Here is a 24,796-nt window from a genome sequence, read left to right as displayed (position 1 = left end):
GGGCGCGAGGGACGCCCGGGACGGGCGTGTCAGAACACGTCGGGCGGGTCCAGGCGCACCCGCAGCGAGCCGCGGGACTTGCGGGCGGACCGGGCGGCGACCCCGGCCCGGAGTGCGTCGGCGAGCTCACGGGAGCGGTGCGGGTCCAGACGCACCACCGCTCGGGCGCGTCCGGCGGCGTCGGGCCCCTCGAGGTCGACGGGACCGAAGACCTCGGTGCCGTCGGGCAGCTCGGTGGTCTCCAGGAAAGCGCGGCAGGCCTCCTTGTCCCCCACGATCTCGGCGACCCGGCTGAAGGGCGGTAGATCCAGCTCGCGGCGGTCCTGCAGCACCCGGTCGAGGAAGGCGCCGGAGCGGTGGGCGACGAGGTCGCGCACGGCCGGGAGCGTCGCCGTGCCGACCACGAGCACCTCGCCGTGCTCCTCGGCGCTGCGCACGAGGGCGATCGCGTTGCGCCAACGCCGGATCGCCTCCACGTCGGCGTCGAAGGCGGCGCGTCCCAGCATGGCGTCGGCGTCCAGCAGCAGAGCCGCGGCGAAGCGACCCGGGGGCGAGGGCTCCGCCCCGGGGGTGGTCACGACGATCGCGTCCTCGGGCACCTCGGCATCCTCGAGCGCGCCGTGCGCACCGCCCGAGACCAGCAGGGTCACCTCGGGAAAGGCGCGCGAGAGCTCCTCGGCGGTGCGGGTGGAGCCGATGACCATGGCGCGGACCTGGGTGCGGTCGCATTCGGGGCAGCGATAGCCGTCCTCGCGTCGGCCGCACACCCGGCAGTGAAGGTGTCCGCCGCGTCCGGTGATCGACAGCGGGGCCGCGCAGCGGGGGCACTGGGCCCGGGTCCCGCAGAACGTGCAGGCGATCGCCGGCACGTACCCGGAGCGCGGCACCTGCACCAGGACCGGGCCGTGGTCGAGCCCCCGGCGGATCACCCGCATCGCTTCCTGCGGGAGGCGGGAGCGCCCGGAGGGGCCCTCTCGGTCGCGCAGGTACTGGTCCATGGCGACGATGTGCGGCCGCACCGTCGTCACCGGCGCGGGGCGCGGGTCGAGGCGGGCGAGATAACCGGACTCGGTGAGCGCCCGCAGCGGCACGGAGTCGCTCGCGGCCAGGAACAGCAGCGCGCAGCGCTCCTCGCGGGAGCGGCACTGCAGCACGGTGCGCACGTGCGGGTACGGGGCGCGGGGCTCCTCGAGCAGGTCGTCGGAGGAGTCGACGCAGATCACCAGCGCGAGGTCCTGCACCGGGGCGAAGGCGGCCGAGCGGTTGCCGAGCACGATCCTCACCGAGCCGCGCAGGATCCGGCGGAAGGTGCGGTACCGCTTCTCGGGTCCCTCGGTGCCCGCGAGCACCTCGTGGGCGATGCCGCGCTCGGTCAGCACCCGCCCGAGCCGGGCCACGTCCCGCTGGTCCGGGGCGATGACCAGGGCGCCCGCCTCCGGTGCGAGATCGGACAGGGCGTCAGCGGCCACCGCCGTCCAGGGGTCCGCGGCATCGAGCGTGAGGGTCGCTCGGGGCACGGGTCCGGTGGGGTCGCCGGCGCGGCCGAGCAGGGCGGCGAGACCCGCATAGCGATCCCCTGGTCGCGGGGCGCTCACCGCGGCGGGCGGGGTGCCGGTGCTCCCGTCGTCATCCGGCGCCGGTCCTGCGGTCTCCGCCTCCTTCTGCGCCGCGGCGCGGTCGGCCTTCTCCGCGCGGGCGTGGCGAGGCGGCAGCGCCAGGCGCAGCACGTCGCCGACGGTGCCGGCGCAGCGGGCCGCGACGTCCTCGCATACGCGCATCATGGCCGGAGGGACCACGACGTCCTCGGAGACCAGGCGGCGCAGCGGTGCCAGGGCCCGGTCGGTGGTCGGCTCCGCCAGACGGGCGAGCACTATGCCTTCGGTGTCGCGGCCGGAGAAGCGCACCCGTACCCGCATCCCCGGGCCGGCCGCGGCGGTCTCGGGGGTGACGGCGTACTCGAAGGGCCTGTCCAGGTGCGGGAGCACCCCCACCAGGCGCACGCTCGCCACGGGGAGCTCCTCGACCACGTCGAAGCCCGCGGTGGTGCGCAGGGCGCGATCCCGGGCCGCCGTCGTGCGGCCCGGGTCGCCCGCGGGGGCCTCGGGTGCAGGGGCGGCGGGGGCGGGGGCCTCGAAGAGACCTTCCTGCTCCCCCGCCGCCGACATGGCGGACCTGCTCAGCGCTTGTGCACCGCCACCAGGTCGCACACGAAGATCAGGGACTCGCCGGGGGCGATGACGGGCGGGGCGCCCATGTCGCCGTAGGCGAGGGAGGCGGGGATCCCCAGCCGGCGGCGACCGCCGACCTTCATCCCCTGGACCCCCTGGTCCCAGCCGGAGATGACCTGGCCGACGCCGAGCTGGAAGCGCAGCGGCTCGCCGCGGTCCCAGGAGGCGTCGAACTGCTCGCCGCTGGAATGGGAGACGCCGACGTAGTGGACGTCGACCACGTCGCCGCGGCCGGCCTCTTCGCCGTCGCCGATGATCTCGTCATGGCTGACCAGCTCGGTGGGCGCGGGGCCCTCGGGATGGTCGATCTCGGGCTTGCTGCGGTCCATGGGACCTCCTTCGGGGTCGGGTCGATCGGATCGATCGGATCAGTGGACTCGGACGGTCACCGGTCGTCCGCTCAGTCTGCCCTGTGGGCGGCGTCGAGGACGTCGATGACGAAGATCAGCGTCTGGCCGTTGAGTTCCTCGTCGTTCTCGCCCTTCTCCCCGTAGGCGGCGGCCGGCGGGAGGACCAGCATGACCTGGCTGCCGACGGGCAGGTCCAGCAGGCCCTGGTCCCAGCCCGGGATGACTCGCCCGGCTCCCTGGACGAAGGAGAAGGGGGCATCCCGCTCCCAGGAGGAGTCGAACTGCTTCCCGTCGGCCCAGGACCAGCCGGTGTAGTGCATGACCAGGTAGTCACCCTCGCGGGTGCGCTCGCCGGTCCCGACGATGAGCTCCTCACGCACGGTCTCGGTGGGCGGATCGCCCTGCGGCGTGTCCTGGAGCGCGGGTGCGCCCTTGTCGTCGAGGGTCACGGCCGGGAAGTCCCCGGAGGGGTCGCCGCTCTCGCCCTCGGCGCGTAGCGGGTCGACGACGCGGTCGATGTCGGCCACCTGGACCAGGGAGTAGTTGTCGCCGGACTGCGAGGTCTGCCATCCGGCCATCGCGACGCGGGAGCCGACGGTCGCGGTGGTCAGCGCCTCGAGGGCCGACTGGCCGACCCCCTCGGCGTCGACCCGCAGACCGCTGGCGGGGGCGCCCTGCCACCAGGACTGCAGCGTCTCGCCCGTGGCCGCGTCGGCGTAGAGGCTGCGCCAGATGAGGTTGTCGCCCTCGGCGATCTTCGCGCCGTCCCCGGGCACGATCACCTGCGCGTCGGGGCCGGAGATCGCCAGCGGGGCGGAGAACTCGACGGTCGGCTCCGCGCCGAGATCCTCACCGACCGTGACGCCCGAGAGGGCGGGCTCGCCGCCGCCGGCGTCGGAGGCGGCACCCGTGGCCTCGGGATCGGAGCCGTCCTCGGAGCAGGCGGCCAGCCCGATGGCGGCGGTGGCGGCGAGGGCGGTGGTCAGCAGCGTGCGGCGGCGGATCAAGAGCGGGCCTTTCGGGTCAGGAGCCCCGAGCGGGGCACGGGCACCAGGGTACGGGGCGCGGGCCGAGGAGTTCCCAGGGTGGGGACGACCCAGGGTTCAGGCGGGCGGTGCCGGCGGCGGCGCGTCCGCGCCGAGCGCACGGATCTCCGCGAGCAGCGCGTCCACGGCCGGCAGCGAGGTCGCGAAGGGGTCCAGCACCTGCACCGGCATGGCGCCGGGGCGGGTCAGGCGCAGCGTGGTCCAGTCCACGACATGGTCGACGCCGTGCTGCTGGGCGGCCGTGACGACCTGGCCGCGCAGATGGGCCCGCGTGGTGCGCGGGGCCTGTTCCCGGGCGTCCTCGACCCGCTGCTCCTGCAGCACCGACGGAGCGAGCCCGCGACGCTGGAGCGCCTGGAAGACGCTGTGGGCGGGGGCGATGTCGTGATAGGCGAGATCGAGCCGTTCGATCTCGGGCGCGGAGAGATCGAGGCCGAGGCGCGCGGCGACCTGGCCAACCAGCTGCTCCTTGATGGCCCAGTCGAGATGCGTCGCGGCCCAGGACCGATCCCCCGTGCGCACGGCGTCGAGGGCCTTCTGCCAGGTCTCCAGGACCTGCTGCTCCTCCCCCTCCTGGGCGACCTCGGCGGCGAGGTCGAGCCATCGCTGCTGCACCTGCACCGCGGTGGTGCTGCCCCCGTTCGCGGTGGGGATCGGCTGCTGCCCGGTGAGATCGCGGGCGACGGCGCGGATCGCCGCGATGTCATCGTGCAGGGCGAGCTCGGGCAGCGACCGGCCCGATTCGATCACTCGCAGCACCAGGTCCGTGGTCGCGAAGCGCAGGTGGGTGGAGACCTCGCTCATGGTCGAATCGCCGACGATGACGTGGAGGCGACGGAAGCGGGTGGGATCGCCGTGGGGCTCGTCCCGGGTGTTGATGATCGGGCGGGTGCGGGTGGTCGCCGAGGAGATCGCCTCCCACATGTGGTCACTGCGCCGGGAGAAGACGAAGCGTCCGGTGCCGTCGGGATCGGTGACCACTCCCCCCGCGCCCGTGATGATCTGGCGGGTGACCAGGAACGGCAGCAGGTAGCGGGGCAGGCGGGTGAACTCCCCGCGGCGGTCGACGAGGTAGTTCTCGTGGGAGCCGAAGGCGTTGCCCGCGGAGTCGACGTTGTTCTTGAGCAGGTGGATGCGGGCGTCCTGCCCGTCGTCGGCGAGGCGCCGGTCCGCCTGGGCGGCGAGGTCTGCGAAGATCCGCTCTCCCGCGCGGTCCTGGGCGACCAGCTCCCACCAGTCGTCGCACTCGGCAGTGGCGTACTCCGGGTGGGAGCCCACGTCGAGATAGAGCCGTGCCGCGTTGCGCAGGAACACGTTCGAGGAGCGGCCCATGGCCACCACGGGGCGGAACAGCTCGCGGGCGGCGGCCTCCGGCTCGAGGGCGCGGGAGCCGTCGGCCCGCACGCACACCAGACCGAATTCGGTCTCCAGCCCTCCGACGCGACGCATCATCGGGTCACTGGCCGCCCTTCTGGACGAAGGAGCGCACGAAGGTCTCGGCGTTCGACTCCAGGACCGAGTCGATCTCGTCGAGCAGGTCGTCGGCGCCCTGGGCCGAGGCGAAGGTCTGCCCGCCGGCGACGTCAGCGGAGTCGGCGGAGTCGTCGTGATCTCCGGGGCCGTGCAGTGACTGCTGGGACATGGGGTCCTCCTCAGGACTCGGAGACGGCCCGGCGCAGCGCGTCGAGGATCGTCTCGGGATCTTCCGACAGGTCGATGCCGCGCAGCGCGCACCACGCGGCGGAGCCCAGGCGCGGATCGGCCAGGCGCAGGCGGTAGCCGCCGTCGGCGCCCGCGAGCGTGATCGCGTCCCAGCCGGCCGAGGGCACGTGCTCGCGGTGGGCGGCGATCAGGCCCCCGCGCAGGTGGGCACGGGTGGTGACGGGGGCGGTGGTGACGGCCGCGTCCACCTCGTCCTGGCCGACGAGGGTGCCCACCGCACCGGCGGAGCGCAGCCTCGTGAACAGCCCCCTGCCCGGGCGCAGGTCCGAGTACTGCAGGTCGACCATGAACAGGCGCGGATCACCCCACGGCAGACCGTGGCGGGCGCGGTAGCGCTCCAGCAGCTGGAGCTTGGCGACCCACTCGACGCGATCCGCGGCCCGGGCCGGGTCCTCCTCGAGCAGGTCGAGGAGCTCGCCCCAGGCGGCCAGCACCTGGGTGGTCTCCTCGTCCTCGGGGTCGGCGACCTCGACCAGCGCCTCGAGGTGCGCACGCTGGATCTGCACGGCGGTGAGCTCCCGCCCGTCGGCCAGGGGGACGGTGGCCCGCAGCGTGGGGTCGTGGCTGATGGTGCGGATCGCCGTGACGGGATCGGCCAGGCGCAGGTCCGGCAGGATCGCCTCGCCGGTGCGGTGCTCGGCCTCGAGGGCGGCGAGCACCAGCGAGGTGGTGCCGAGCTTGAGGAAGGTGGATTCCTCGAGCAGGTTCGCGTCCCCGACGATCACGTGCAGGCGGCGGAAGCGCGAGGGGTCCGAGTGCGGCTCGTCGCGGGTGTTGACGATCGGCCGGTTCAAGGTGGTCTCGAGCCCCACCTCGGCCTCCATGAAGTCGGCGCGCGAGGAGAGCTGGAACCCGGGGTGCTCGCCCCGGGTTCCCAGTCCCACGCGGCCCGCACCCACCAGCACCTGGCGAGTGGTCAGGAACGGCAGCATGGCGGCGGCGACCCGTTCGAAGGGCACGTCGCGGTCGACGAGGTAGTTCTCGTGGGTGCCGTAGGAGGCCCCCTTGCCGTCGGTGTTGTTCTTGTACAGCGCGACGTCGGGGATGCCCTCGGCGGCCTCCAGGATGCCCATCGCACGACGGGCGATCTCCTCGCCGGCGCGGTCGGCGACCACCGCCTCGCGGGCCCTGGTGACCTCGGGGGCGGAGTACTCGGGATGGGCATGGTCGACGTACCAGCGGGCGCCGTTGGTGAGCACGGCGTTGCCGATCGAGCGCTGCGCGGCCCAGGTGAGCACCTCGGCGTCGTCGCCCTCGGGCGCCACCTCCGGACCGGCCAGCGGCTGGTCCAGCTCGACGCTGGGCACGTGGGCGTCGCGCACCTCGTGGGTGAGCTGGGTGGGGTGCGCCGCGGCGCGCTGGAGCTCGAAGCCGCGGGCGTCCCGCAGCGGGGTCTCGTCACCGTAGTCCCAGCGCACCCGGCGGCCGCGCTCTCCCTCCAGCGGGTCCAGCAGGGCGTAGGCCCCGACCACGAGGTGCGAGAGCAGGATCGAGCTGCCGGCGCCGGCCCGGGAGCGGTCCTCGAGGTCGGCGTGCAGCACCCCGAACTCGGTCTCGATGCCCATCACCCGCTCGGTCCTCAGTGCCGCGGTCGGGGGGACGTGCTCGGTCATCGGGCGGTCGCCTCCTCCTCGTCGGCGGCGGTCGCGCGGGAGCGGCCCTGCAGCGGGACGACCGCGTCGAGGCGCCGGCCGCGCGTGCCCCGGTCACCGGCCACCCGGGCCCAGTCCTCGGGGTGGGCGGCCGAGGGCATGTCCTCGTTCTCCACGAACTCGGCGGTGATCGCGTCGCGCAGATGCTGCGAGGTCAGACCCTCCTGGCCGCTGCGGAGCTGGTCCTTGACGGCGAGCTTCTTGGCGCGGTCGGTGATGTTGCGCAGCGTCGCCCCGGAGACGAAGTCGCGGAAGTGGAGCGTCTCCTCGGTGCCGTCGCCGTACTCCAGGCGCACGAAGGCCGAGGAGGGACCGTCGTCGTAGATCTCCGCGACCGCGAGGTCCAGCAGCGCCGCCCGGTCCTCGCGCACGGGCACGCTCTCGTCGAGGTAGAGGCCGAGGATCTCGCGACCGGCGCGGGCGTGGGGGCGGCGCACGCGGATCTTCACGTCGAGCCGTCCCGGGCGCAGGATCGCGGGGTCGATCATGTCCTCACGGTTGGAGGCGCCGATGACGATCACGTTGTCCAGCCCCTCGACGCCGTCGATCTCGGCCAGCAGCTGCGGCACGATCGTGGTCTCGACGTCGCTGGACAGCCCGGTGCCGCGGGTGCGGAACAGCGCCTCCATCTCGTCGAAGAAGATGACCACGGGATGGTCGGCGGCGGCCTTCTCCCGCGCCCGCTCGAAGACCAGGCGGATGGAGCGCTCGGTCTCGCCGACGTACTTGTTCAGCAGCTCGGGGCCCTTGACGTTGAGAAAGGCCGAGTTCTCGAGCGCCTCGGAGACGCTGACCCCGCGCACCTCGGCGCTGCGCAGCACCAGTTCGTGGGCGACGGCCTTGGCGATCATCGTCTTGCCGCAGCCGGGCGGACCGTACAGCAGCACGCCCTGCGGCGGGCGCAGACCGTAGGTTCGGTAGAGGTCCTGCTGGAGGAACGGCAGCTCGACGGCGTCGCGGATCGCCTCGATCTGGTCGCCGAGCCCGCCGATCTCGTCGAAGGACACGTCGGGGACCTGCTCGAGCACGAGGTCGGTGATCTCGGCGCGGTCGATCCGTTCGAGCACCAGCTGTGCCTTGAGGTCCACCAGGACGTGGTCGCCGGGATGCAGGGTCTCCTCGGTCAGGCCGCCCGCTCGGCGCAGCGCCCGGATGTCGTCGGGGGCGACGGCCACCAGCAAGCGGGTGTCGGCGAGGGACTCGACCACGGGCACCACGTTGCCGGCGTCGCTCGCGGCCACTGCCTCCACCGCGGCCAGGGCCTCGTTCAGGCGCAGCTCGGTGCCGGGCGTGAGGGCGTCCAGGTCCAGGCTCGCAGCGGTCGCGACCCGCAGCTTCCGCCCGTTGTGCAGGACGTCGAGGGTGGTCCCCTCGGTCCGGCGCAGGAAGGTCGCATACGAGTTCGGCGGGTCCCCGACCCGTTCGAGGTCGCTCTTGAGCTCGACGATCTGGGCACGGGCGGCGCGCAGCGAGCCGGTGAGCCGGTCGTTGTGGGCGGCGAGCTGCTCCAGCTCGGCGGTCATCTCCGCGTAGGTCTTCATCGGGAGCGGTCTCCTTCCCTCTGCTCGGGACGCGTCAGCGGTCGCGTCCCTGCCGGATGTCGCGCAGTGCGCGCTTGAGCTTGCGTGGGGCGACGCCCCGCTCCCCCACGTCCTGCGGACCCCACTCGCTCGTCGAGCCGCCGAAGCCGTCGTTGGCGGGATCGGTCAGCTCCTCCTCGTCCCGGGAGCCCGGCGCGGGGCGGCTCACGCGGGTCAGGGCGCGGGCCCCGTGGGCCGTGCGCCGGGAGGTCAGCAGGAAGCCGGTGTGGGCGTTCATGCGGTGCTCGGGACGCACGGCCAGGCCCTCGAGGTGCCAGGGCCGCACGAAGGACTCCCAGCCGTGGGGCTCGGTGAACTCGCCGTGGTCCCGCAGCGCCTCGGCGGTCCGCGAGAGCTGGGTGACGGTCGCGACGTAGGCGAGGAACACCCCGCCGGAGACGAGCACCTCGGCGGCGGCGTCGACGCACTCCCAGGGGGCGAGCATGTCCAGCACCACACGGTCCACGGCGGGGCCGTCCGGGTTCAGGGCGGGGGCGACGTCCTGGAAGTCGCCGATCGAGAGATCCCACGATGGGTGCGGGGCGCCGAAGAAGGTCTCGACGTTCTCCCGGGCGACCTCGGCGAAGTCCTCGCGGCGCTCGATCGAGTGGACCGAACCGTCGGCGCCGACGGCGCGCAGCAGCGCGGTGGTCAGACCGCCGGAGCCGACTCCCGCCTCGAGCACGCGGGCACCCGGGAAGATGTCGCCCCACATGAGGATCTGCGCGGCGTCCTTGGGGTAGATGATCGCGGCGCCGCGGGGCATCGAGAGCATGTAGTCGGAGTACAGGGGGCGCAGCGCCTGGTAGCGGGTGCCCCGGTTGTCCTCGACGACCACCCCGTCCTCGGCCCCGATCAGCTGATCGTGCTCGAGCACCCCGCGATGGGTGTGGAACTGCCCGCCGGGCTTGAGCGTGATCGTGTGCAGGCGGTTCTTGGAGTCGGCGAGCTGGACCTTGTCGCCGAGGTCGAAGGGACCGGTGCGATCCAGGCCGCGGCGGGGAGCTCGGGGCGCGGGCTGCTGCGTCATGCGTCCCAGCATATGACGCGAGGTGAGACGTCTGCGCGCGAGAGTCGACTTGGTCACCGTCCGCGCAGAAGACCGTTGACGTCGGCGCTCATGATCACGCCGCGCGGCCGTCCCTCGGACTCATGGACGAGGTACACGGGCACGGGGCGGGCGAGCATCGCCGAGATCAGTGCGTCGCCGCGCAGGGAGGCGTCCAGCAGGCCCATCTCGCCCACGGAGCCGGCGACGGCGCTGACCGGGGTCCGCCCGCGCTGCGCGACGGGGACTGCCTCCGCCGCGGCGGGGTGGATGCGGTAGGCGTGGCCGACGGTCCCCGGCCGCGGCGCGCTGCGGTCCAGGACCAGCACGGTGTCGAGATCCGACCCGGAGCCGAGCTCCGCGAGCAGCTGTCCGGGCGGGACGATGTGCATCGGGCGCGCCAGCGCCGCTGCGTCGAGTGTCCGGATCCGATGCTGCAGGGTCGCGGCCTGCAGGGCGCGCGAGGCTCCCTGCCACAGCATCGCGGCGATCAGCATCGCCCACAGCAGCGTGAGCAGGCCCAGGGAGCCGGTCCCCTGGTCACGCAGGATCCGCCACAGGGGCAGCGCCACCACGGCGACCGCGATGACGCGTCCGATCCAGGCGGTCACACGGGTGCCCAGCAGCACGTCTCGCAGCACCCCGCCCAGCAGGGCCTCCAGGGCGCGCCCGCCGTCCATCGGCAGTCCCGGCAGCAGGTTGAACAGGCCCAGGGCGATGTTCAGGATGCTGCCGTAGGTCCAGAACACGTCCGCGGGGGTGCCCGGGAGGCTCAGGGCGCCCAAGCCCGTGGTCAGCGCCGCCAGCACCCCGTTGGCCAGCGGACCGGACAGGGAGATCACCATCGAGGCGACGGTGCCCAGGGCTTCGCCCCGGTACTGGGTGTGCCCGCCCCACAGGGTCAGGGCGATGTGGTCCACCTGCGCGCCGAAGCCGTGGGCGCTGAGGGCGTGCGAGGCCTCGTGGACGAGGACGGAGAGGATCATGAACAGGGCGATGCCGAACGCCAGCAGCGCCCCCGTCGCCGGGGAGGAGCCGCCGGCGCCCAGTCCCGGGTACAGGATGACGGCGAGCACGAGCACCGTGACCAGGGTTCCGGGGCTGACCTTGATCGGGGGCAGCGCACCCAGGCGCAGGGTGGGGCTCTTCATGGTGCGTCTCCTCCGTGCCCGGGCGGTCGCGGTCCGGACCGGGCCGAGGATATCCGGTGCTCCTGCACCCAGGCTCCGCGAGGTCGCCCGAGCCTATGATGGAATGATGAGTCGAATCGCCATCACCGCTTTCCACGGGTGGAACGACGCGGGAGAGGCCGCCAGCGGGGTGATCGAGCACCTGCTCGAGATGTGGCCCTCCCGTCCTGCCGGAGCGGTCGACGCCGAGGAGTTCATCGACTTCCAGGTCAATCGCCCCGAGATCCGCACCACCGAGGAGGGGTTGCGGGTGATCGACTGGCCGGACACCGAGCTGCGGATCGTGCAGCCCCCGCGCGGTCCCGAGATCGTCACGGTGCTGGGGCCCGAGCCTTCTGTGCGCTGGAAGCGCTTCTGCGACGAGGTGCTGGAGCAGCTGCAGGTGCTGGACGTGAGCTCCGTCATCTCTCTGGGCGCCCTGCTGGCCGATTCCCCGCACACCCGCCCGCTGCCGGTCTCGGCCGACGTCGAGCCCGGCAGGGCCGAGAAGGTGGACGGGAGCGAGCTGTACTCGGGGCCGATCGGGGTGCCGACGATCCTCGCCCGCCGCACCGCGAGCGCCGGGATGCGCACCACGAGCGCGTGGGTGCAGGTCCCGCACTACGTGTCCCAGAACGCCTCCCCGAAGGCGGTGCTGGGGCTGTTGAGGGAGGTGCAGTCCTTGGTCAGCGCCCCGATCCCCCTCGGTGAGCTGGTCGAGGACGCGGAGGCCTGGGAACGGGGGGTCGATGAGCTGGCCCGCACCGACGAGGACGTGGCGGAGTACGTGCGCCGGCTCGAGCGCGCTCAGGACGCGGCGGAGCTGCCGGAGGCCAGCGGTGAGGCGATCGCCGAGGAGTTCGAGCAGTTCCTGAAGCGACGGCGCGAGTCGGAGTGAACCCGGCGGGCCCGCGCCGCCGAGGGCTCAGACGCGCAGCGTGAGACCGAACAGCGCGTCGGTCGCGGCGGCGACGTCCCCGGGCCCCTCGGCGGCGGCATCCGGCTCCGGGGTGGCGCCCTCGGCCCAGGCATCGAGGGCCGTGAGCGCCGCGGGGGTGTCGAGGTCCTCCCGCAGCGCGCCGCGCAGTGCCTCGACCGTTCCCGGGTGGTGACCTCCGCGCGCTGCGGCGGCGCGGTAGGCCTCCAGGCGGGTCGCGGCGAGCTCGAGCTCCGCCCCGGTCCAGGCCCAGTCGGTGCGGTAGTGGTGGGCCATGAGCACCAGGCGGACCACCATCGGGTCGACGCCGTCGCGCACCAGGCGGTGGACGAAGACGAGATTGCCGAGGGACTTGCTCATCTTCTCGCCCTCGTACGCCACCATGCCGCTGTGGGTGTAGACGGCGGCGAAACCGCGCCCCGTCCCGATCGCATGCGCGGCGCCGAGGTCGTGGTGGGGGAAGATCAGGTCGCTGCCGCCGGCCTGGACGTCGAAGGGCAGGCCCAGGGCGTCCTCGGCGATGGAGACGCACTCCACGTGCCAGCCGGGCCGGCCCCGACCGAGCTCCCCCGCCTCCCAGGCCGGTTCGCCCTCGCGCTCGGCGCGCCACAGCAGGGGGTCGAACGTCCCGCGCTTGCCCTCGCGCTCGGGGTCGCCGCCGCGCTCGGCGAACACCTCGAGCATCTGCTGCTCGTCCCAGCCCGAGACGTCCCCGAGGGCGCCGTCGATCGACAGGTCGAGGTACCAGTCCGTGCCCTCGGCGCCGGCGGCGTCGGTGGCCTGGACGGGATAGGCACGGCCCCGTTCGCGCAGGGTGCGCACGGTGGTGATGATGTCGTCCATCGCCTCGCTCACGGAGCGGTAGGTCTCCGGGGCGATGATCCGCAGCGCCTCCATGTCCTCCGCGAACAGCTCCGTCTGCGAGGCGGCGAGCTCACGCCAGTCCACCCCGTCGCGGCCGGCGCGCTCGAACAGCGGATCGTCGACGTCGGTGACGTTCTGGGCGACCTCCACCTCGAGGCCGACGTCCAGCAGGGCACGGCGCATGAGGTCGGTGGCGTGGTACGTGGCCGCGTGCCCCAGGTGCGTCGCGTCGTACGGGGTGATCCCGCAGACGTACAGCCGTGCCCGCCCGGGCACGAGCGGGACGAGGGGCGCCGTGCGGCCGGTCCGGGTGTCGTGCAGCCTCAGCGGCACACCGGAGGCGGGAAGGGGCGAGATCGACGGGGAGGTCCAGGAATGCACCGTTCGATCATACGGGCCGCCACCTGGATCGAGGCGGACCGAGAGGGCGGCGCAGCCGTCGCTGTGAGACCTGCCTCAGGCCCCGCCCAGCGGGTCCACCGCCCCGAACCACAACAGGCCCAGCAGCACCAGGCCGGCGACCACGCGGTACGCGACGAACATCAGGTACGAGTGGTTCTCGATGACGCGCATGAACCACACGATGACCGCGAAGCCGACGCCGAAGGCGACGAGGGTCGCGAGGATCATCGCCAGCAGCGAGGGCTCGCCCGCAGCCGCGGCGGCGGCGCGCCCGTCGGTGCTCAGCAGCGCGGGCACCTCCTGCGCCGCCTTGTACAGCCCGGAGGCGAAGACGGCGGGCACGGCCAGCAGGAAGGCGTAGCGGGCGGCGGCCTTGCGGGAGTACCCCATGAGCAGCCCGGCGGTGATGGTGCCGCCGGAGCGGGAGACGCCGGGGATGAGGGCAAGGGCCTGGGCGAGGCCGAACAGGATGCCGTCGCGGACGGAGAGGTCCGTGAGCTCCTTGCGCTGCGGGGCGACGCGGTCGGCCAGCCCCAGCAGGAGACCGAAGACGATCAACATGGTGGCGGTGATGTAGAGGTTGCGCAGGCCGTAGTCGATCTGCTCCTCGAACAACAGCCCCAGCACCCCGATCGGGATCGAGCCGATGATCACCAGCCAGCCCATACGCACGTCCGGGTCGGAGTGGGGGATCTTCCCGGCCAGAGCCTTGAACCAGCGCCCGATGATCCGGGTGATGTCCTTCCAGAAGTAGATCAGCACCGCGGTCTCGGTGCCGAGCTGGATGATGGCCGTGAAGGCGGCGCCCGGATCCTGGCCGGGGTTCATCAGCTCGCCCACCACGCGCACGTGGGCGCTCGAGGAGATCGGGAGGAACTCGGTCAGACCCTGGACGATGCCCAGGACGATCGCCTCGATGAACGACATGGACACTCCTCGGGGACGGCGACGGTCTCGCACGGCCGACGCGATCGTCGGCCCCGCACAGAGTACGCGGCACCGGGCATCGTGCCCGGTACCGCGCAGGGACCAGTGGTGAAAATGACGTGCAGGGTCAGCGGACGAGCTCAGCGCTCGTCGTCGTCATCCTCGTCGCTCTCGTCGTCGTACCGGTCATCGTCGTCCGAGCCGTAGTCGTCCTCGTCGTCCTCGAAGTCGTCGAGGTCGTCGAAGTCGTCGTCCTCCTCGTCGTCCTCACCATCGAAGACGATGAGCGGCGTGGCGATGTCGTACGCGTCGAAGAGCGAGTCGTCGTAGGTGTCGAAGGCCGTGGTGAGCTGCTCGGTGGCGGCGTCCAGGGCGGGATCGTCGTCACCGCGGGAGGCGGCGGCCGCCTCGTAGTGACGTTCGAGGGCAGCGATCAGCGCAGCGAGAGCGGAGCGAGGATCCGTGTTCATGGTTGGACGGTACCGCGTCCGACGGCAGAATGGACAGCGGATACGGCCGGGACGCGGTCACGGAGTCGTCCCGGCGCAGAACGCGCACAGGAGGAAACCGTTGCCCGGAGCCCACCAGAGCCTGGTCGCTCGCATCGAGCACGTGCGGGACCCGCGTCAGGTCCGGGACCTCCCGCTGGAGTCGGGGCGCGCCGCCGAGGACTACGAGTTCCAGATCATCACGGTTCCGCGCAGCAGCTCGGTGGGCCAGGTGCGCGCCGCCCTGACGGACCAGGCCGAGTACGGTCGCTGGGAGCACGCCCGCACCCGCATCTACCTCGGCGGTGGCAAGAAGGTGTGGTTGCGCCGGCGGATCATCCGTGTGGAGTCGACGCTCGGGCAGCCGCCGACGCTCTGAGGCGGCCGCCGGCTGCCGTCCACAAGAAAGCCCGTCCACGCCCGCGGGAGGGCCGATTCTGGTCGAATGGCGAGCGTGGACCCCGCCTCCGTGACGACCCTGCTGCCCCTCGCGGTGCTCGGCCTCGTCTATCTCCCGCCCGCACTGGTGCTCGCATGGGTCGACGGCCGGGAGCACCGCCTGCCCAACCGGTGGGTCGGCGGCCTCACGCTCGCCGTGTCAGCGGCGCTCGCCGGCGTCGCCCTCGCCGTGCCCGCCCTGCGGGAGGAGCTGCGCACGGCCGCCGTGCTGGCCCTCCTCCTGGGACTGGGGGCGATCCTCCTGGCTCTCATCGCTCCGCCGCTGCTCGGCATGGGCGATGCCAAGACCGTGCCGGTGGTGGTGCTGATGAGCACGGCGCTGGGCGGAGAGGTGCTGCTGGGGGCGCTGCTCGGGATCGCCGTGCTCAGCGGCGCCGCCGGGGCCGTGGTGATGGTCCTGACCCGTCGGGCCGGGGTGCGCTTCGCCGTCGGCCCGGTGCTGCTGGCTGGCCCGTTCCTGGGGCTGCTCGGCGCCCCGCTGGTGCGCGCCGCCCTCGGCACCGGCTGAGCCGGCGATCTCAGGCGCGAGCCCGGCCTCGCTGGCGCCGTGCCTCGTAGAGGGCGATCGAGCCCGCCACCGACGCGTTCAGCGACGAGGCGCTGCCACCCATCGGGATCTCGGCGACGACGTCGCAGGCCTCCCGCCACTGCGTGCTCATACCGGCCGTCTCGTTGCCGACCACGAGCAGCACCGGGCCGGTGAGGTCCACCTCGGCCAGCTCGAAGCCCCCGGCCTCGTCGAGGCCGAGCACGGTCCAGGGCTCCCCGAGCGCGCGACGACCGGCGACCCAGTCCATGACGTCCTGGTGGGAGGGGCGGCGCAGGACGGGGACGGCGAAGATCGAGCCGGTGCTGGCCCGGATCGCGGCGGGGTCCCAGGGGTCCGCGCTGTGCCCGGTGATCACGAGCCCCTCGCCGCCCAGCGCGTCGACGGTGCGGGCCAGGGACCCGATGTTGCCCGGGCCCGTGGGGCGGTCGAAGGCGACCAGGAGCGCGGAGGGCGACGGGGAGAGGGCTGCGAGGTCGTCGGAGGGGACGGCGGCCAGGGCCAGCAGCTCCGGGGTGCCGTCTACCCGCTCCCCCAGCTCGGCCATCAGCTCGGGGGCCAGCTGCACGACCGGTGCCGGCGGGGCCTGGAGCAGCTCGCGCGCCCATTGCGAGGGACGCTCCCGGCCGTCGCTGAGCAGGGCGCGGATCTCGACACCGTGGGCGATGGCCTGGGTGATGGGCCGCACCCCCTGGATCACCATCTCACCGGTGCGGGTGCGTTTGGTCCGGTTGGTCAGCAGGGCCTGCCATTGCTGGAAGAGCCCGTTGCGGCGTTGGATCCGGGTCGGCAGGGCGTGACGGGACGGGGTGCGGGAGCTCACGCGCCGGTCCCGTCGTAGCCCAGTTGTCGCCAGGCCTCGTAGACCGCGATCGCGACGGAGTTGGCGAGGTTCAGCGATCGGCGCGCGGGGAGCATGGGGATCCGCACGAGGGAGGTGACCCGGGGGTGCTCCAGGACGTCGGCGGGAAGCCCGGTGGGTTCGGTCCCGAACAGCAGCACGTCCTCGCGGGTGTACTCGACCTGGTCGAAGCGCACATCGGTGTGTGCGGTGAAGGCGAACACGCGTGCGGAGGGGACCGCGGCGAGGCCCTCGTCCAGGTCGGGGTGGATGCTCACGTCGGCCAGGTCGTGGTAGTCCAGTCCGGCTCGACGCAGCTTCGCGTCCTCGAGGTCGAAGCCGAAGGGCTCGACGAGGTGGAGCCGGGCTCCGGTGACGGCCGCCAGCCGGATGGCGTTGCCCGTGTTGCCCGCGATGGCGGGCTCGTGGAGGAAGACGTGGACCATGGGCGTGATTCTCCCACGGGGAGGATCAGGGACCGATCGGGATCGCACTCACCACTGCCCCATCGCCTCGAGTCCCTCGTGCTCCAGCGCGCGGTGCCAGAGGGGGTCGCGCAGCAGACGCGCCTCGGCCACCCGCTGCGACGGGATGCCCGGCCCGTCGGCGGCGGGGTGCACGAACAGCTCGCTGGTCCCCTCCGGCAGCGCGGCGAGCAGGTCGATCATCCGGCCGCGGAGTTCTGCGTCGTCGCCGGCCCGAGGGGTGGTGATGATCGCCGCGGGCAGGGCGACGCCGAGCTCGTCGGCGAGGACGAGGGCCTCGCGGTGGAGCCGGGCGACGGGCTGCGGGAGCACCCGGGCGGGGTCGCTGCTCAGGAGGCCGTCCGGGTCCAGCAGGCTCGCACCGCGGGTGTGTGGACGCCAACGCTCGAGCCCGGCGTCCCGCAGACGCCGGGCGGCGCCGGCGGAGCCTTCGGTGAGCGTGATCAGCGAGGTCGCCGTGAGGTGCCCTTCGCGGGCGAGAGCCTCGACCTCCGCGGTGCTTCAGGGGTCCCGACCCAGATCATCCGCGGTGATCACCAGTCGTCGGGTCATCGGTTCAGACTACTCAGCGACCGCTGCGCGGTCCCGGCCTTCCCGGGGCTGCGCGGGTGGGACGTGGATGAACCGCGAGGCGATCGCGCCGAGTGCCACGAGCACGAAGGGATAGACACACAGATACACACGGAAGGCGTCATCGGTCCGGGTGCCCGGATCGTCCCCGGAGTTGTAGCCGAAGAGGACTCCCAGCGAGGCCAGAGCCACACCGGTGACCGCGCCGTTCAGACGCCCGAAGACCCCGAAAGCGGAGAGGAACAGCCCCTCCCGGTGTGTCCCGTGCCGGGCCGCGTCCGCATCGAGTACCCGGGCGACCACCAGGTCCTGGGTGGCCATCATGCCGGCCCAGCCCAGACCCAGCACCACTCCGGCGCCGAGGGCGGTGAGCAGCGAGTTCGCGAAGAACATCAGGGCGAAGGCCGCCGCGAGCACGAGGAACGCCGTGCGCCATGCCCGCAGGGCGCCGATCCGCGCGATCACCCGCGACCAGACGGCGAGTCCCGCCGCGGCGACGATGATGACCTCGCCCTGGAGGACGAAGGCGTGGGCGACGCTGAGTCCCAGCGTGTACCGGACATACAGCTGGATACCGGCCAGCACGATCGCCAGTGCGATGCCGTAGCAGGCACCGGTGAGGCCCACGGACCAGAACAGGCCGTTGCGGAGGATCTGCAGAGCGGCCGGCAGGAAGCGTGGACGCTCCTCGTGCCCGTAGGTGGGGTTCTCGTGCACCCCGAGCGTCATCACCAGCAGGACGACGACGGCGAGGACGCCGTAGAGGACAGCGGTCACCGTGAACCCGCCGGTGGTCTCCTCGTTGCCGAAGACGCTGGTGGTCAGGACCGGCGTGAGGGCGAGGGAGATGATCAGGGCCAGGAGCTGGAACCCCTGGCGCAGAGCATTGGCCACCGCCCGGGAACGCTCGCGCGGGAACAGCTCCGGCAGCAGCGCCCCGTAGTTGGCGTTCAGCATCGAATCGAACAGCTCGCTGAGGATCGCGAACACCGCGAACCAGATCACCAGGCCGCTCCCGTCGAGCCAGGAGGGCGGGGTGAACAGCGCGATCATGCTCGCCGCGAGCAGCGGCGTGCCCAGCAGCAACCAGGGGCGTCGTCTCCCGAACCGGGTGCGGGTGCGGTCCGAGAGGAACCCCAGCAGCGGGTTGTCGAGGGCGTCGATGACCGCGTAGAGGGTCATCACCACGGCGTAGGCGCGCACGTCCATGCCGAGGATGTCGACATAGAGCAGCACGATCGACCCCTTGATGAGGTTGATCGGGATCGAGGTGCCGAACATGCCCAGCGCGTAGCGCCAGGGAGGGGTGCGCTCGGACGGGCGCGTCACCGCCGTCGGCTCGGCGTCGCGCCTCGGCCTCACCTCGTGCTCCCCCTCCCCCGCGACCCCGCGGGAACGACGAACCCCTCCTGCCGATGTCGCATCGATCAGGAGGGGTGGATCCGTGTCCGAGGGGGGACTTGAACCCCCACGCCCTAAAGCGGGCACTAGCACCTCAAGCTAGCGCGTCTACCAATTCCGCCACCCGGACAGGTGGTCGCCGTAGCAACGGAAGAAATATAGCACGCACCGGGAATGCGCCGGGAACCGAAACGGCCTCTGCCAGCAGTGACGTGAAGACAATCACGCCATCGCGTCGATGCGTGCGGAGCGCATCAGCGTGTGCAGCACCCGCAGCGCGGCCTCCGCCCGAGCTCCGAGGGTGGAGCGGGAGGATTCGGGCAGACGCTCGAGGAGATCCTGGAGCGCGGCCGCCGCGAGCACGACCATCGTCGGGTCCGGGTCGGCGACCCTCGTCTCCTCCCAGGATTCCAGGACGATCAGCACCTCGTCGAGCTCCTCGGAGGCGGAGTGCCGCCCGGCGGTGAGCAGGTCGACGCGAGCACGGGTCGCCAGCGCCGTGCACCGGCGCAGCAGTGCGGTGGAGTCGGCGGGGTCGATGACGGGATCCGTCGGGGACATGAGTACGGGATCGTCGGTGCCACGGGGTGGCCGGCCGTCGGTGCCGTCCGGGAGCCCTCGATCCAGGTCCATGAGTCACTTCCTCGTGCTCGTCCTTATGTCGTCGGCGACCTCTCGCCGACTGCGCCTCACTTTACTACCGCTTTACCGAGCGGGACAAGGGATCCGGGTGCCGGGACGGGGTCGGCCCGCGCCCTCGCCCGGCGAGCTCGGACCGGGCGGCCGCGAGCATCTCCCGGACCGGGGCGGAGGGGACGCCGAGCATGGAGCGGACCTGCTGGCCCGCCTGGTGGGCGAGCATCTCGAGACCGTCGGCGACCTCACCGCCCCGGGCGGCGACGAGGGCGGCCAGCGGCGCCGGCCAGGGATCGTAGAGGACGTCCAGGAACTGGGAGGGGACCGAGCGGTCCGTCACGGTGCCCCAGTCTGCCGCGAGGGCCTGAGCGCCCTCAGCGGCCAGCGCGCTGATCAGCACGTCGGCCGTGAGCAGTTCCCGGCTGGACTCCCAGGGCACCCGGCGCGTGCGCACCCCGGCCCGCGACGAGAGCTCCTCGAGCGGAGCGAGCTTGTGGGGGCTGCGGGCCGACAGCACGATCTCCTCGGTCCCGAGCTCGAGCAGCGCGGCGACCGCACTGGCCGCGGTGGCACCGGAGCCGAGCACACCGCCGGTGACAGGGCGGTGGGCCCCGTGATCGCGCAGTGAGGCCACGATCCCGTGCACGTCGTGGTTCTCGGCGCGCCAGCGGCCATCGGTCCGGCGGATCAGAGTGTTGGCGATCCCGAGTGCCCGGGAGGTCTCGTCCGTCTCGGCGGCCAGGGCGAAGGCCTCCGGCTTGCCGGGCATGGTCACGCTGAGGCCCGCGAGCTCGCGGCCCGGGCCGGCCGCCAGGAAGCCGGCCAGCTCGCCGGCGGGCACGTCGAAGCGGTCGTAGGCGGCATGGTCGATGCCGAGCTCCGCGTATGCCGTGCGGTGCAGCACGGGCGAGAGGGAGTGGGCCACCGGGGAGCCGACGACCGCGAACCGGGCTGTGTCCGAGCTCATGCTCACCCCTTCTCCTGGGCCCAGGCCTGCCACTCCGCGACGTTCTCCTCGTGCTCGGCCCAGGTGGAGGCGAACTTCGTCTCGCCGGTGTCGGTGTTGACGGTGACGAAGTAGAGCCAGTCGCCCTTCGGCGGGTCGATGCTCGCATCGAGCGTCGCACCGCCCGGGGATGCGATCGGGCCCGGCGGCAGACCCGTGTTGAGGTAGGTGTTGTACGGGTTCTCCGAGTGCCGCTCCTCGTCGGTGGTCCCGACGCTGGCAGCCTTCCCGGTGATGTAGTGGATGGTCGAGTCGAACTGCAACGGCATCGGCGTGCCGCCCGCCTCCCCGGCGCCCTCCAGACGGTTGTGGATGGTGCGGATCACCTTGCCGTAGTCCTTGCTCTCGCGGACCTCGAGCTCGGCGAGGGAGGCGATCGTGAGGGTCTCGTGCCACTCGTCCTCCGGGATGCCCCGGTCCGTCAGCTGCTTCTCCATCCGGTCCCACATCTTCTGGATGACCTCCTCGGCGGTGGCGCCCTCGGGGATGTCATAGCGGCCGGGCCACAGGTATCCCTCGAGGCTCTCCGCGGAGTTCTCCGGGACGCCGTAGGCGGTGTAGTCCTTCGCGGCCTCCTCGAAGTCCTCGACCGGGATCCCGCTGGCCTCGGACAGCAGCGGCCAGATCTGGGTCAGGCGCAGGCCTTCGGGGACGATCACCCGGTGACCGGCGAGGTTCTCGGGGTCCATCAGGGCGTTGAGCGCGTCGGCGGAGGTCATCTCCTGCTTGAGGCGGTAGACGCCCGGTTCGATGCCGGAGGCGTCGGGCGTGTTGGCGAAGATGTTCACGAACGGCCCGGTGGACTTGATGACGCCCTCCTGGACCAGGGTGGAGGCGATGTCGGTGCCGGTGTCGCCGGAGGCCACCTCGACGGTGGCCTCGCCGGAACCGGGACCGGGGTAGTCCGTGGCCTCCTGCTCGACGCTGACGTTCGAGGTGAGCCAGCGGTATCCCTGGACGCCTCCGACGCCGAGCCCGAGGACCACGGCGACGACCAGCACGAACGGAAGCATCGAGCGGAAGAATCCGGGGCGCCTGCGAGGGGACCGACGACGACCGTGGTGCTTCGAGGACTCGGCGGACTGGTTCTCCGCGAGTTCCTCGAAGGACAGATCGTCCTCGTCGCTCATCCGGCGTCCTCCTCGTCGTTCGCGGCGGTCGTCCCGGGGGCGGGGTCGACCGGCTCTCCGGCGCGCGCTCCCGTGGACCGCTCGATGTCCAGCGCCTGCTGGAGGATCATCACGGCGGCGACCTGATCGACGACCTGCCGGTGCTTGCGTCCCTTGCGGCCCGAGGTGTGCAGGGCCTGATGGGCGGTCACCGTGGTCAGCCGTTCGTCGAGCAGGCGGACCTCGATGTCCTCGGCGGTTCGTGCCAACATCGTGACGAGCTCGGCGGAGAAGTCCCGCGCCTTGGCGGCCGCCGGGCCCTCGGACCCGTTCAGGGAGCGCGGGAGCCCCACCATGATGGCACGGGCCCCGGCCTCGAGCGCCTCCTGAAGGACGCGGCGCGTCGCGTGCTCCCGGGCGAGGGTCTCGACCGGGGTCGCGATCAGCCCGTCGAGGTCGCTGCGCGCCAGCCCGACGCGGACGTCGCCGACGTCGACGCCGAGCCGGACGCCGCGCGGGAGGCCGGCGGCGTCCGGCATGCCGTCGGCATCGCTCATGCGGAGACGGCCTCCCCGAGCGAGCTGCGCACAGCGGCCAGCGCCTCGGGGATGCGAGCGGGCTCGCCGCCGCCACCTTGCGCCAGGTCCGACTTGCCGCCCCCACGTCCGCCCATCGCCTCGGCGGCCGTGCGCAGCAGCGACCCGGCCGCCAGACCCCGATCCCGGGCACCGGCGTTGGTGGCCACGACGAGCGCGGCGCGTCCGTCCTCGTGCCCGGTCAGGGCGAGCACGGCGGGGGCGTCCTCCCCCAGGCGGGTCCGCAGATCCAGGGCGAGGGTGCGCAGATCGCCGGCGGCGACCCCCTCCCCCGCATCGTGGGCGAGCAGTCGGATGCCGGCGACGTCGACCGCCTGCTCGGCGAGCTTGCCCGCCTCGGCCTGCAGCTGCTGCCCGCGCAGGGCGGCCAGTTGCTTCTCCATGTCCTTCATGCGCTGGGTCATCGAGGCGACCCGCTCCGGAAGGTCCTCGCTCGAGCCGACCTTCAGCATCTCGGACAGCTGGGAGACCAGCGCGTGCTCCTTGGCCTGGAACCGGTAGGCCGACAGCCCCACCAGGGCGTCGACGCGCCGCACCCCGCTGCCGATGGAGGACTCCCCCATCAGCTGGACGGTGCCGATGGCGCCCGTGCTGGGCACGTGCGTGCCCCCGCACAGCTCGCGGGACCAGTCGCCGCCGATGGAGACCACGCGGACGATGTCCCCGTACTTCTCGCCGAACAGCGCCTGGGCACCGAGCGCGCGGGCCTCGTCGAGCGGCATCTGCTGGTCGGTCACGGCCAGCTCGTCCTGGAGCAGCGTGTTCACGCGGCCCTCGATCTGCTCGAGCGCGCTGCGCGGCACCCCCTGCCCATAGCGGAAGTCGAAGCGCATGCGGCCCGGGGAGTTCTCGGAGCCGGCCTGCGTCGCACTCTCGCCGAGCTCCTCGCGCAGGGACTGGTGGACCATGTGGGTCGCGGTGTGGGCGCGGGCGATGGCGCCACGGCGGGTCTCGTCGATGGTGGCGACGGCCTCGGTGCCCGGGGTGACGGAGCCCTCGACGAGGCGGCCGCGGTGCACGATCAGCCCGCGCACCGGCTTCTGGACGTCGTCGACCTCGAGGAGGCCGCCACCCGCGACCGCGATCCGGCCCTGGTCGGCGAGCTGACCGCCCGCCTCCGCGTAGAACGGGGTCGCCGCGAGGACCACCTCGACCGCGGCGGGCGCCTCGGCCGAGTCGACGAGCGCGCCGTCGACCAGCACCGACTCGACGGTGGTGGCGATGCTGGACTCGGTGTAGCCGAGGAAGGGCACGTCCTCCCCGCGCTGGCCGAGCAGGCGGCTGTAGACCGCGGTGTCGGTGTGACCGGACTTCTTGGCGGCGGCGTCGGCGCGGGCGCGTTCACGCTGCTCTTGCATCGCGCTGCGGAAGGCGTCCTCGTCGACGGCCAGGCCGACCTCGCCGGCCATCTCGACGGTGAGATCGATCGGGAACCCGTAGGTGTCGTGCAGCCGGAACGCGTCGTCCCCGGGGACCGCGCGGCCACCCTCCTTCTTCACGTCCTCCACCAGGCGGTCGAACATCGTGGTGCCGGTCTCGAGGGTGCGGCGGAACGCCTCCTCCTCGGCACGGACGACCTCGTCGATGCGGGGGAAGTCGGCTTCCAGCTCCGGATAGGACTCGGCCATCGACGCCTTGGAGATCGGCAGCAGCTGCGGCATGGCGGGATCGACGTAGCCGAGCAGGCGCATGGAGCGCACCGCCCGTCGGATCAGCCGGCGCAGCACGTACCCGCGCCCCTCGTTGCTCGGGCGCACCCCGTCGGCCACCAGCATCAGCGCGCTGCGCACGTGGTCGCCGACGATGCGCAGGCGCACGTCGTCCTCCTCGTCGGCACCGTAGACGCGGCCGGTCAGCTCCTGGGCCTTCTCGATCACCCCGAAGACCTGGTCGATCTCGTACATGTTCTGCTTGCCCTGCAGCAGGTAGGCCACACGCTCCACGCCGAGGCCGGTGTCGATCGACTTCTGCTCGAGCTCCCCCAGCAGCGGGTAGTCCTTGCCGGGGCCCTCACCGCGCAGGAACTGGTCGAACACCAGGTTCCAGATCTCGATGTAGCGGTCCTCGGCGTCGGGGCTGCCGGGCCACTCGGGCACGCGGCCGCTCGCGGCGTCGGGGCCGTACTCGGGGCCGCGGTCGTAGTGCCACTCCCCCGTGGAGCCGGCGGGTCCGGGCTGGCCCGTGTCCCAGCAGCTCTCCTCCCACGGCAGCTGCACGATCCGGGACGGATCCAGTCCGATGACCTCCAGGAGGTGCTGGTAGGACTCCTCGTCCTGCTCCCACAGCGTGATCCAGAGGCGCTCGGGATCGAAGCCGAGCCCGCCGTCGTCCTGGGAGGTGGTCAGCAGCTCCCAGGAGAAGTCGATCGCGCCCTGCTTGAAGTAGTCGCCGAAGGAGAAGTTCCCGGCCATCTGGAAGAAGGTGCCGTGGCGGGTGGTGCGGCCGACGTTCTCGATGTCATTGGTGCGGATGCACTTCTGCACGCTGACGGCACGGGAGTAGGGAGCCTTCTCGGTGCCCACGATGTACGGGATGAAGGGGACCATGCCGGCGATCGTGAAGAGGATCGACGGGTCCGAGGAGACCAGCGAGGCGCTGGGGACGATCTCGTGCTGCTTCGCGGCGAAGAAGTCGAGCCAGCGACGATGGATCTCTGAGGTGCGCATGGTCTGAGGAGGTCCTTCCTGGGACACCGGAGGCGGGCGCCGCTCGGCGCCGGACGGGCAGTGCGGA

General features: G+C 72.4%; 24 protein-coding genes and 1 tRNA gene. 3 read left to right on the top strand and 22 right to left on the bottom strand.

Features of this window, described 5'->3' with window-relative positions; translation table 11 throughout:
* Positions 1 to 29: 29 nt before the first annotated feature.
* The 9 genes from JOF43_RS21475 to JOF43_RS21435 form a co-directional block, all read right to left on the bottom strand.
* Positions 30 to 2,165, bottom strand: a complete 2,136-nt coding sequence (locus tag JOF43_RS21475; protein ID WP_209905167.1) for a primosomal protein N' family DNA-binding protein — start codon at positions 2,163 to 2,165, stop codon at positions 30 to 32.
* 11 nt (positions 2,166 to 2,176) lie between these two features.
* Positions 2,177 to 2,557: an FKBP-type peptidyl-prolyl cis-trans isomerase gene (locus JOF43_RS21470; protein ID WP_209905166.1), complete on the bottom strand. Its 381-nt coding sequence runs from the start codon at positions 2,555 to 2,557 to the stop codon at positions 2,177 to 2,179.
* Positions 2,558 to 2,628: 71 nt separating this feature from the next.
* A complete protein-coding gene (locus tag JOF43_RS21465; protein WP_209905165.1) occupies positions 2,629 to 3,585 on the bottom strand; it encodes an FKBP-type peptidyl-prolyl cis-trans isomerase in 957 nt (318 codons plus the stop codon).
* A gap of 96 nt (positions 3,586 to 3,681) precedes the next feature.
* Positions 3,682 to 5,076 (bottom strand): Pup--protein ligase, encoded by a 1,395-nt coding sequence (gene pafA / locus JOF43_RS21460; RefSeq protein ID WP_209905164.1) that lies wholly within the window; start codon positions 5,074 to 5,076, stop codon positions 3,682 to 3,684.
* Positions 5,077 to 5,080: 4 nt separating this feature from the next.
* Positions 5,081 to 5,266 carry a ubiquitin-like protein Pup gene (locus tag JOF43_RS21455; protein WP_209905163.1) on the bottom strand — a complete coding sequence of 62 codons (186 nt, stop codon included), beginning with the start codon at positions 5,264 to 5,266 and terminating at the stop codon, positions 5,081 to 5,083.
* Between the two features lie 10 nt (positions 5,267 to 5,276).
* Positions 5,277 to 6,959, bottom strand: a complete 1,683-nt coding sequence (gene dop / locus JOF43_RS21450) for a depupylase/deamidase Dop (RefSeq protein ID WP_209905162.1) — start codon at positions 6,957 to 6,959, stop codon at positions 5,277 to 5,279.
* Positions 6,956 to 8,539, bottom strand: coding sequence for a proteasome ATPase (gene arc, locus JOF43_RS21445; RefSeq protein ID WP_209905161.1), 1,584 nt, complete (start codon positions 8,537 to 8,539; stop codon positions 6,956 to 6,958). The genes dop and arc overlap by 4 nt, the downstream gene beginning before the upstream one ends.
* A 34-nt stretch (positions 8,540 to 8,573) precedes the next feature.
* Positions 8,574 to 9,608: a tRNA (adenine-N1)-methyltransferase gene (locus JOF43_RS21440; RefSeq protein ID WP_209905160.1), complete on the bottom strand. Its 1,035-nt coding sequence runs from the start codon at positions 9,606 to 9,608 to the stop codon at positions 8,574 to 8,576.
* A 53-nt stretch (positions 9,609 to 9,661) separates the two neighbouring features.
* A complete protein-coding gene (locus JOF43_RS21435) occupies positions 9,662 to 10,777 on the bottom strand; it encodes a site-2 protease family protein (protein ID WP_209905159.1) in 1,116 nt (371 codons plus the stop codon).
* Between the two features lie 106 nt (positions 10,778 to 10,883).
* Here JOF43_RS21435 and JOF43_RS21430 point away from each other — a divergent pair, with 106 nt between their 5' ends.
* The gene (locus JOF43_RS21430; RefSeq protein WP_209905158.1) at positions 10,884 to 11,693 is read left to right on the top strand and encodes a PAC2 family protein; all 810 of its coding nucleotides are present in this window, start codon (positions 10,884 to 10,886) and stop codon (positions 11,691 to 11,693) included.
* Between the two features lie 27 nt (positions 11,694 to 11,720).
* Here the strand turns inward: JOF43_RS21430 and mshC are convergent, their stop codons facing one another.
* The 3 genes from mshC to JOF43_RS21415 form a co-directional block, all read right to left on the bottom strand.
* Positions 11,721 to 12,977 carry a cysteine--1-D-myo-inosityl 2-amino-2-deoxy-alpha-D-glucopyranoside ligase gene (mshC, locus tag JOF43_RS21425; protein WP_209905157.1) on the bottom strand — a complete coding sequence of 419 codons (1,257 nt, stop codon included), beginning with the start codon at positions 12,975 to 12,977 and terminating at the stop codon, positions 11,721 to 11,723.
* 75 nt (positions 12,978 to 13,052) lie between these two features.
* The gene (locus JOF43_RS21420; RefSeq protein ID WP_209905156.1) at positions 13,053 to 13,925 is read right to left on the bottom strand and encodes an undecaprenyl-diphosphate phosphatase; all 873 of its coding nucleotides are present in this window, start codon (positions 13,923 to 13,925) and stop codon (positions 13,053 to 13,055) included.
* Between the two features lie 140 nt (positions 13,926 to 14,065).
* Positions 14,066 to 14,395: a DNA primase gene (locus JOF43_RS21415; protein ID WP_209905155.1), complete on the bottom strand. Its 330-nt coding sequence runs from the start codon at positions 14,393 to 14,395 to the stop codon at positions 14,066 to 14,068.
* A gap of 100 nt (positions 14,396 to 14,495) precedes the next feature.
* On the opposite strand from JOF43_RS21415, the gene JOF43_RS21410 reads away from it, so the two are divergent.
* Both JOF43_RS21410 and JOF43_RS21405 read left to right on the top strand, forming a co-directional pair.
* Positions 14,496 to 14,792, top strand: a complete 297-nt coding sequence (locus JOF43_RS21410; protein WP_245354646.1) for a DUF5703 family protein — start codon at positions 14,496 to 14,498, stop codon at positions 14,790 to 14,792.
* A 66-nt stretch (positions 14,793 to 14,858) separates the two neighbouring features.
* Entirely contained in the window at positions 14,859 to 15,380 is a 522-nt protein-coding gene (locus JOF43_RS21405; RefSeq protein ID WP_209905154.1) for a hypothetical protein, read from the top strand.
* Between the two features lie 10 nt (positions 15,381 to 15,390).
* On the opposite strand, the gene JOF43_RS21400 is transcribed toward JOF43_RS21405, so the two are convergent.
* The 10 genes from JOF43_RS21400 to alaS form a co-directional block, all read right to left on the bottom strand.
* On the bottom strand, positions 15,391 to 16,242 hold the full coding sequence (locus JOF43_RS21400; protein WP_342592252.1) for a TrmH family RNA methyltransferase: 852 nt from the start codon (positions 16,240 to 16,242) through the stop codon (positions 15,391 to 15,393).
* On the bottom strand, positions 16,239 to 16,706 hold the full coding sequence (locus JOF43_RS21395) for a tRNA (cytidine(34)-2'-O)-methyltransferase (protein WP_209905153.1): 468 nt from the start codon (positions 16,704 to 16,706) through the stop codon (positions 16,239 to 16,241). The genes JOF43_RS21400 and JOF43_RS21395 overlap by 4 nt, the downstream gene beginning before the upstream one ends.
* 48 nt (positions 16,707 to 16,754) lie before the next feature.
* Positions 16,755 to 17,057, bottom strand: coding sequence for a polysaccharide deacetylase family protein (locus tag JOF43_RS21390; RefSeq protein WP_209905152.1), 303 nt, complete (start codon positions 17,055 to 17,057; stop codon positions 16,755 to 16,757).
* Between the two features lie 249 nt (positions 17,058 to 17,306).
* Entirely contained in the window at positions 17,307 to 18,677 is a 1,371-nt protein-coding gene (locus JOF43_RS21385; RefSeq protein ID WP_342592251.1) for an MFS transporter, read from the bottom strand.
* An 83-nt stretch (positions 18,678 to 18,760) separates the two neighbouring features.
* Positions 18,761 to 18,846: transfer RNA gene (locus tag JOF43_RS21380), tRNA-Leu, on the bottom strand.
* A gap of 92 nt (positions 18,847 to 18,938) precedes the next feature.
* Positions 18,939 to 19,349, bottom strand: coding sequence for a hypothetical protein (locus JOF43_RS21375; protein WP_209905151.1), 411 nt, complete (start codon positions 19,347 to 19,349; stop codon positions 18,939 to 18,941).
* Between the two features lie 64 nt (positions 19,350 to 19,413).
* Complete coding sequence (locus JOF43_RS21370) at positions 19,414 to 20,319, bottom strand: shikimate dehydrogenase (protein WP_209905150.1); 906 nt, start codon at positions 20,317 to 20,319, stop codon at positions 19,414 to 19,416.
* Positions 20,320 to 20,321: 2 nt separating this feature from the next.
* On the bottom strand, positions 20,322 to 21,488 hold the full coding sequence (gene mltG / locus JOF43_RS21365; RefSeq protein ID WP_209905149.1) for an endolytic transglycosylase MltG: 1,167 nt from the start codon (positions 21,486 to 21,488) through the stop codon (positions 20,322 to 20,324).
* The gene (gene ruvX, locus JOF43_RS21360; protein WP_245354645.1) at positions 21,485 to 22,024 is read right to left on the bottom strand and encodes a Holliday junction resolvase RuvX; all 540 of its coding nucleotides are present in this window, start codon (positions 22,022 to 22,024) and stop codon (positions 21,485 to 21,487) included. Before ruvX ends, mltG begins: the two co-directional genes overlap by 4 nt.
* The gene (gene alaS, locus JOF43_RS21355; RefSeq protein WP_209905148.1) at positions 22,021 to 24,729 is read right to left on the bottom strand and encodes an alanine--tRNA ligase; all 2,709 of its coding nucleotides are present in this window, start codon (positions 24,727 to 24,729) and stop codon (positions 22,021 to 22,023) included. The genes ruvX and alaS overlap by 4 nt, the downstream gene beginning before the upstream one ends.
* Between the last annotated feature and the right edge of the window lie 67 nt (positions 24,730 to 24,796).

Source organism: Brachybacterium sacelli, assembly GCF_017876545.1.
Taxonomy (GTDB): Bacteria; Actinomycetota; Actinomycetes; order Actinomycetales; family Dermabacteraceae; genus Brachybacterium; species Brachybacterium sacelli.
This window is presented reverse-complemented; position numbering and strand designations above follow the sequence as displayed.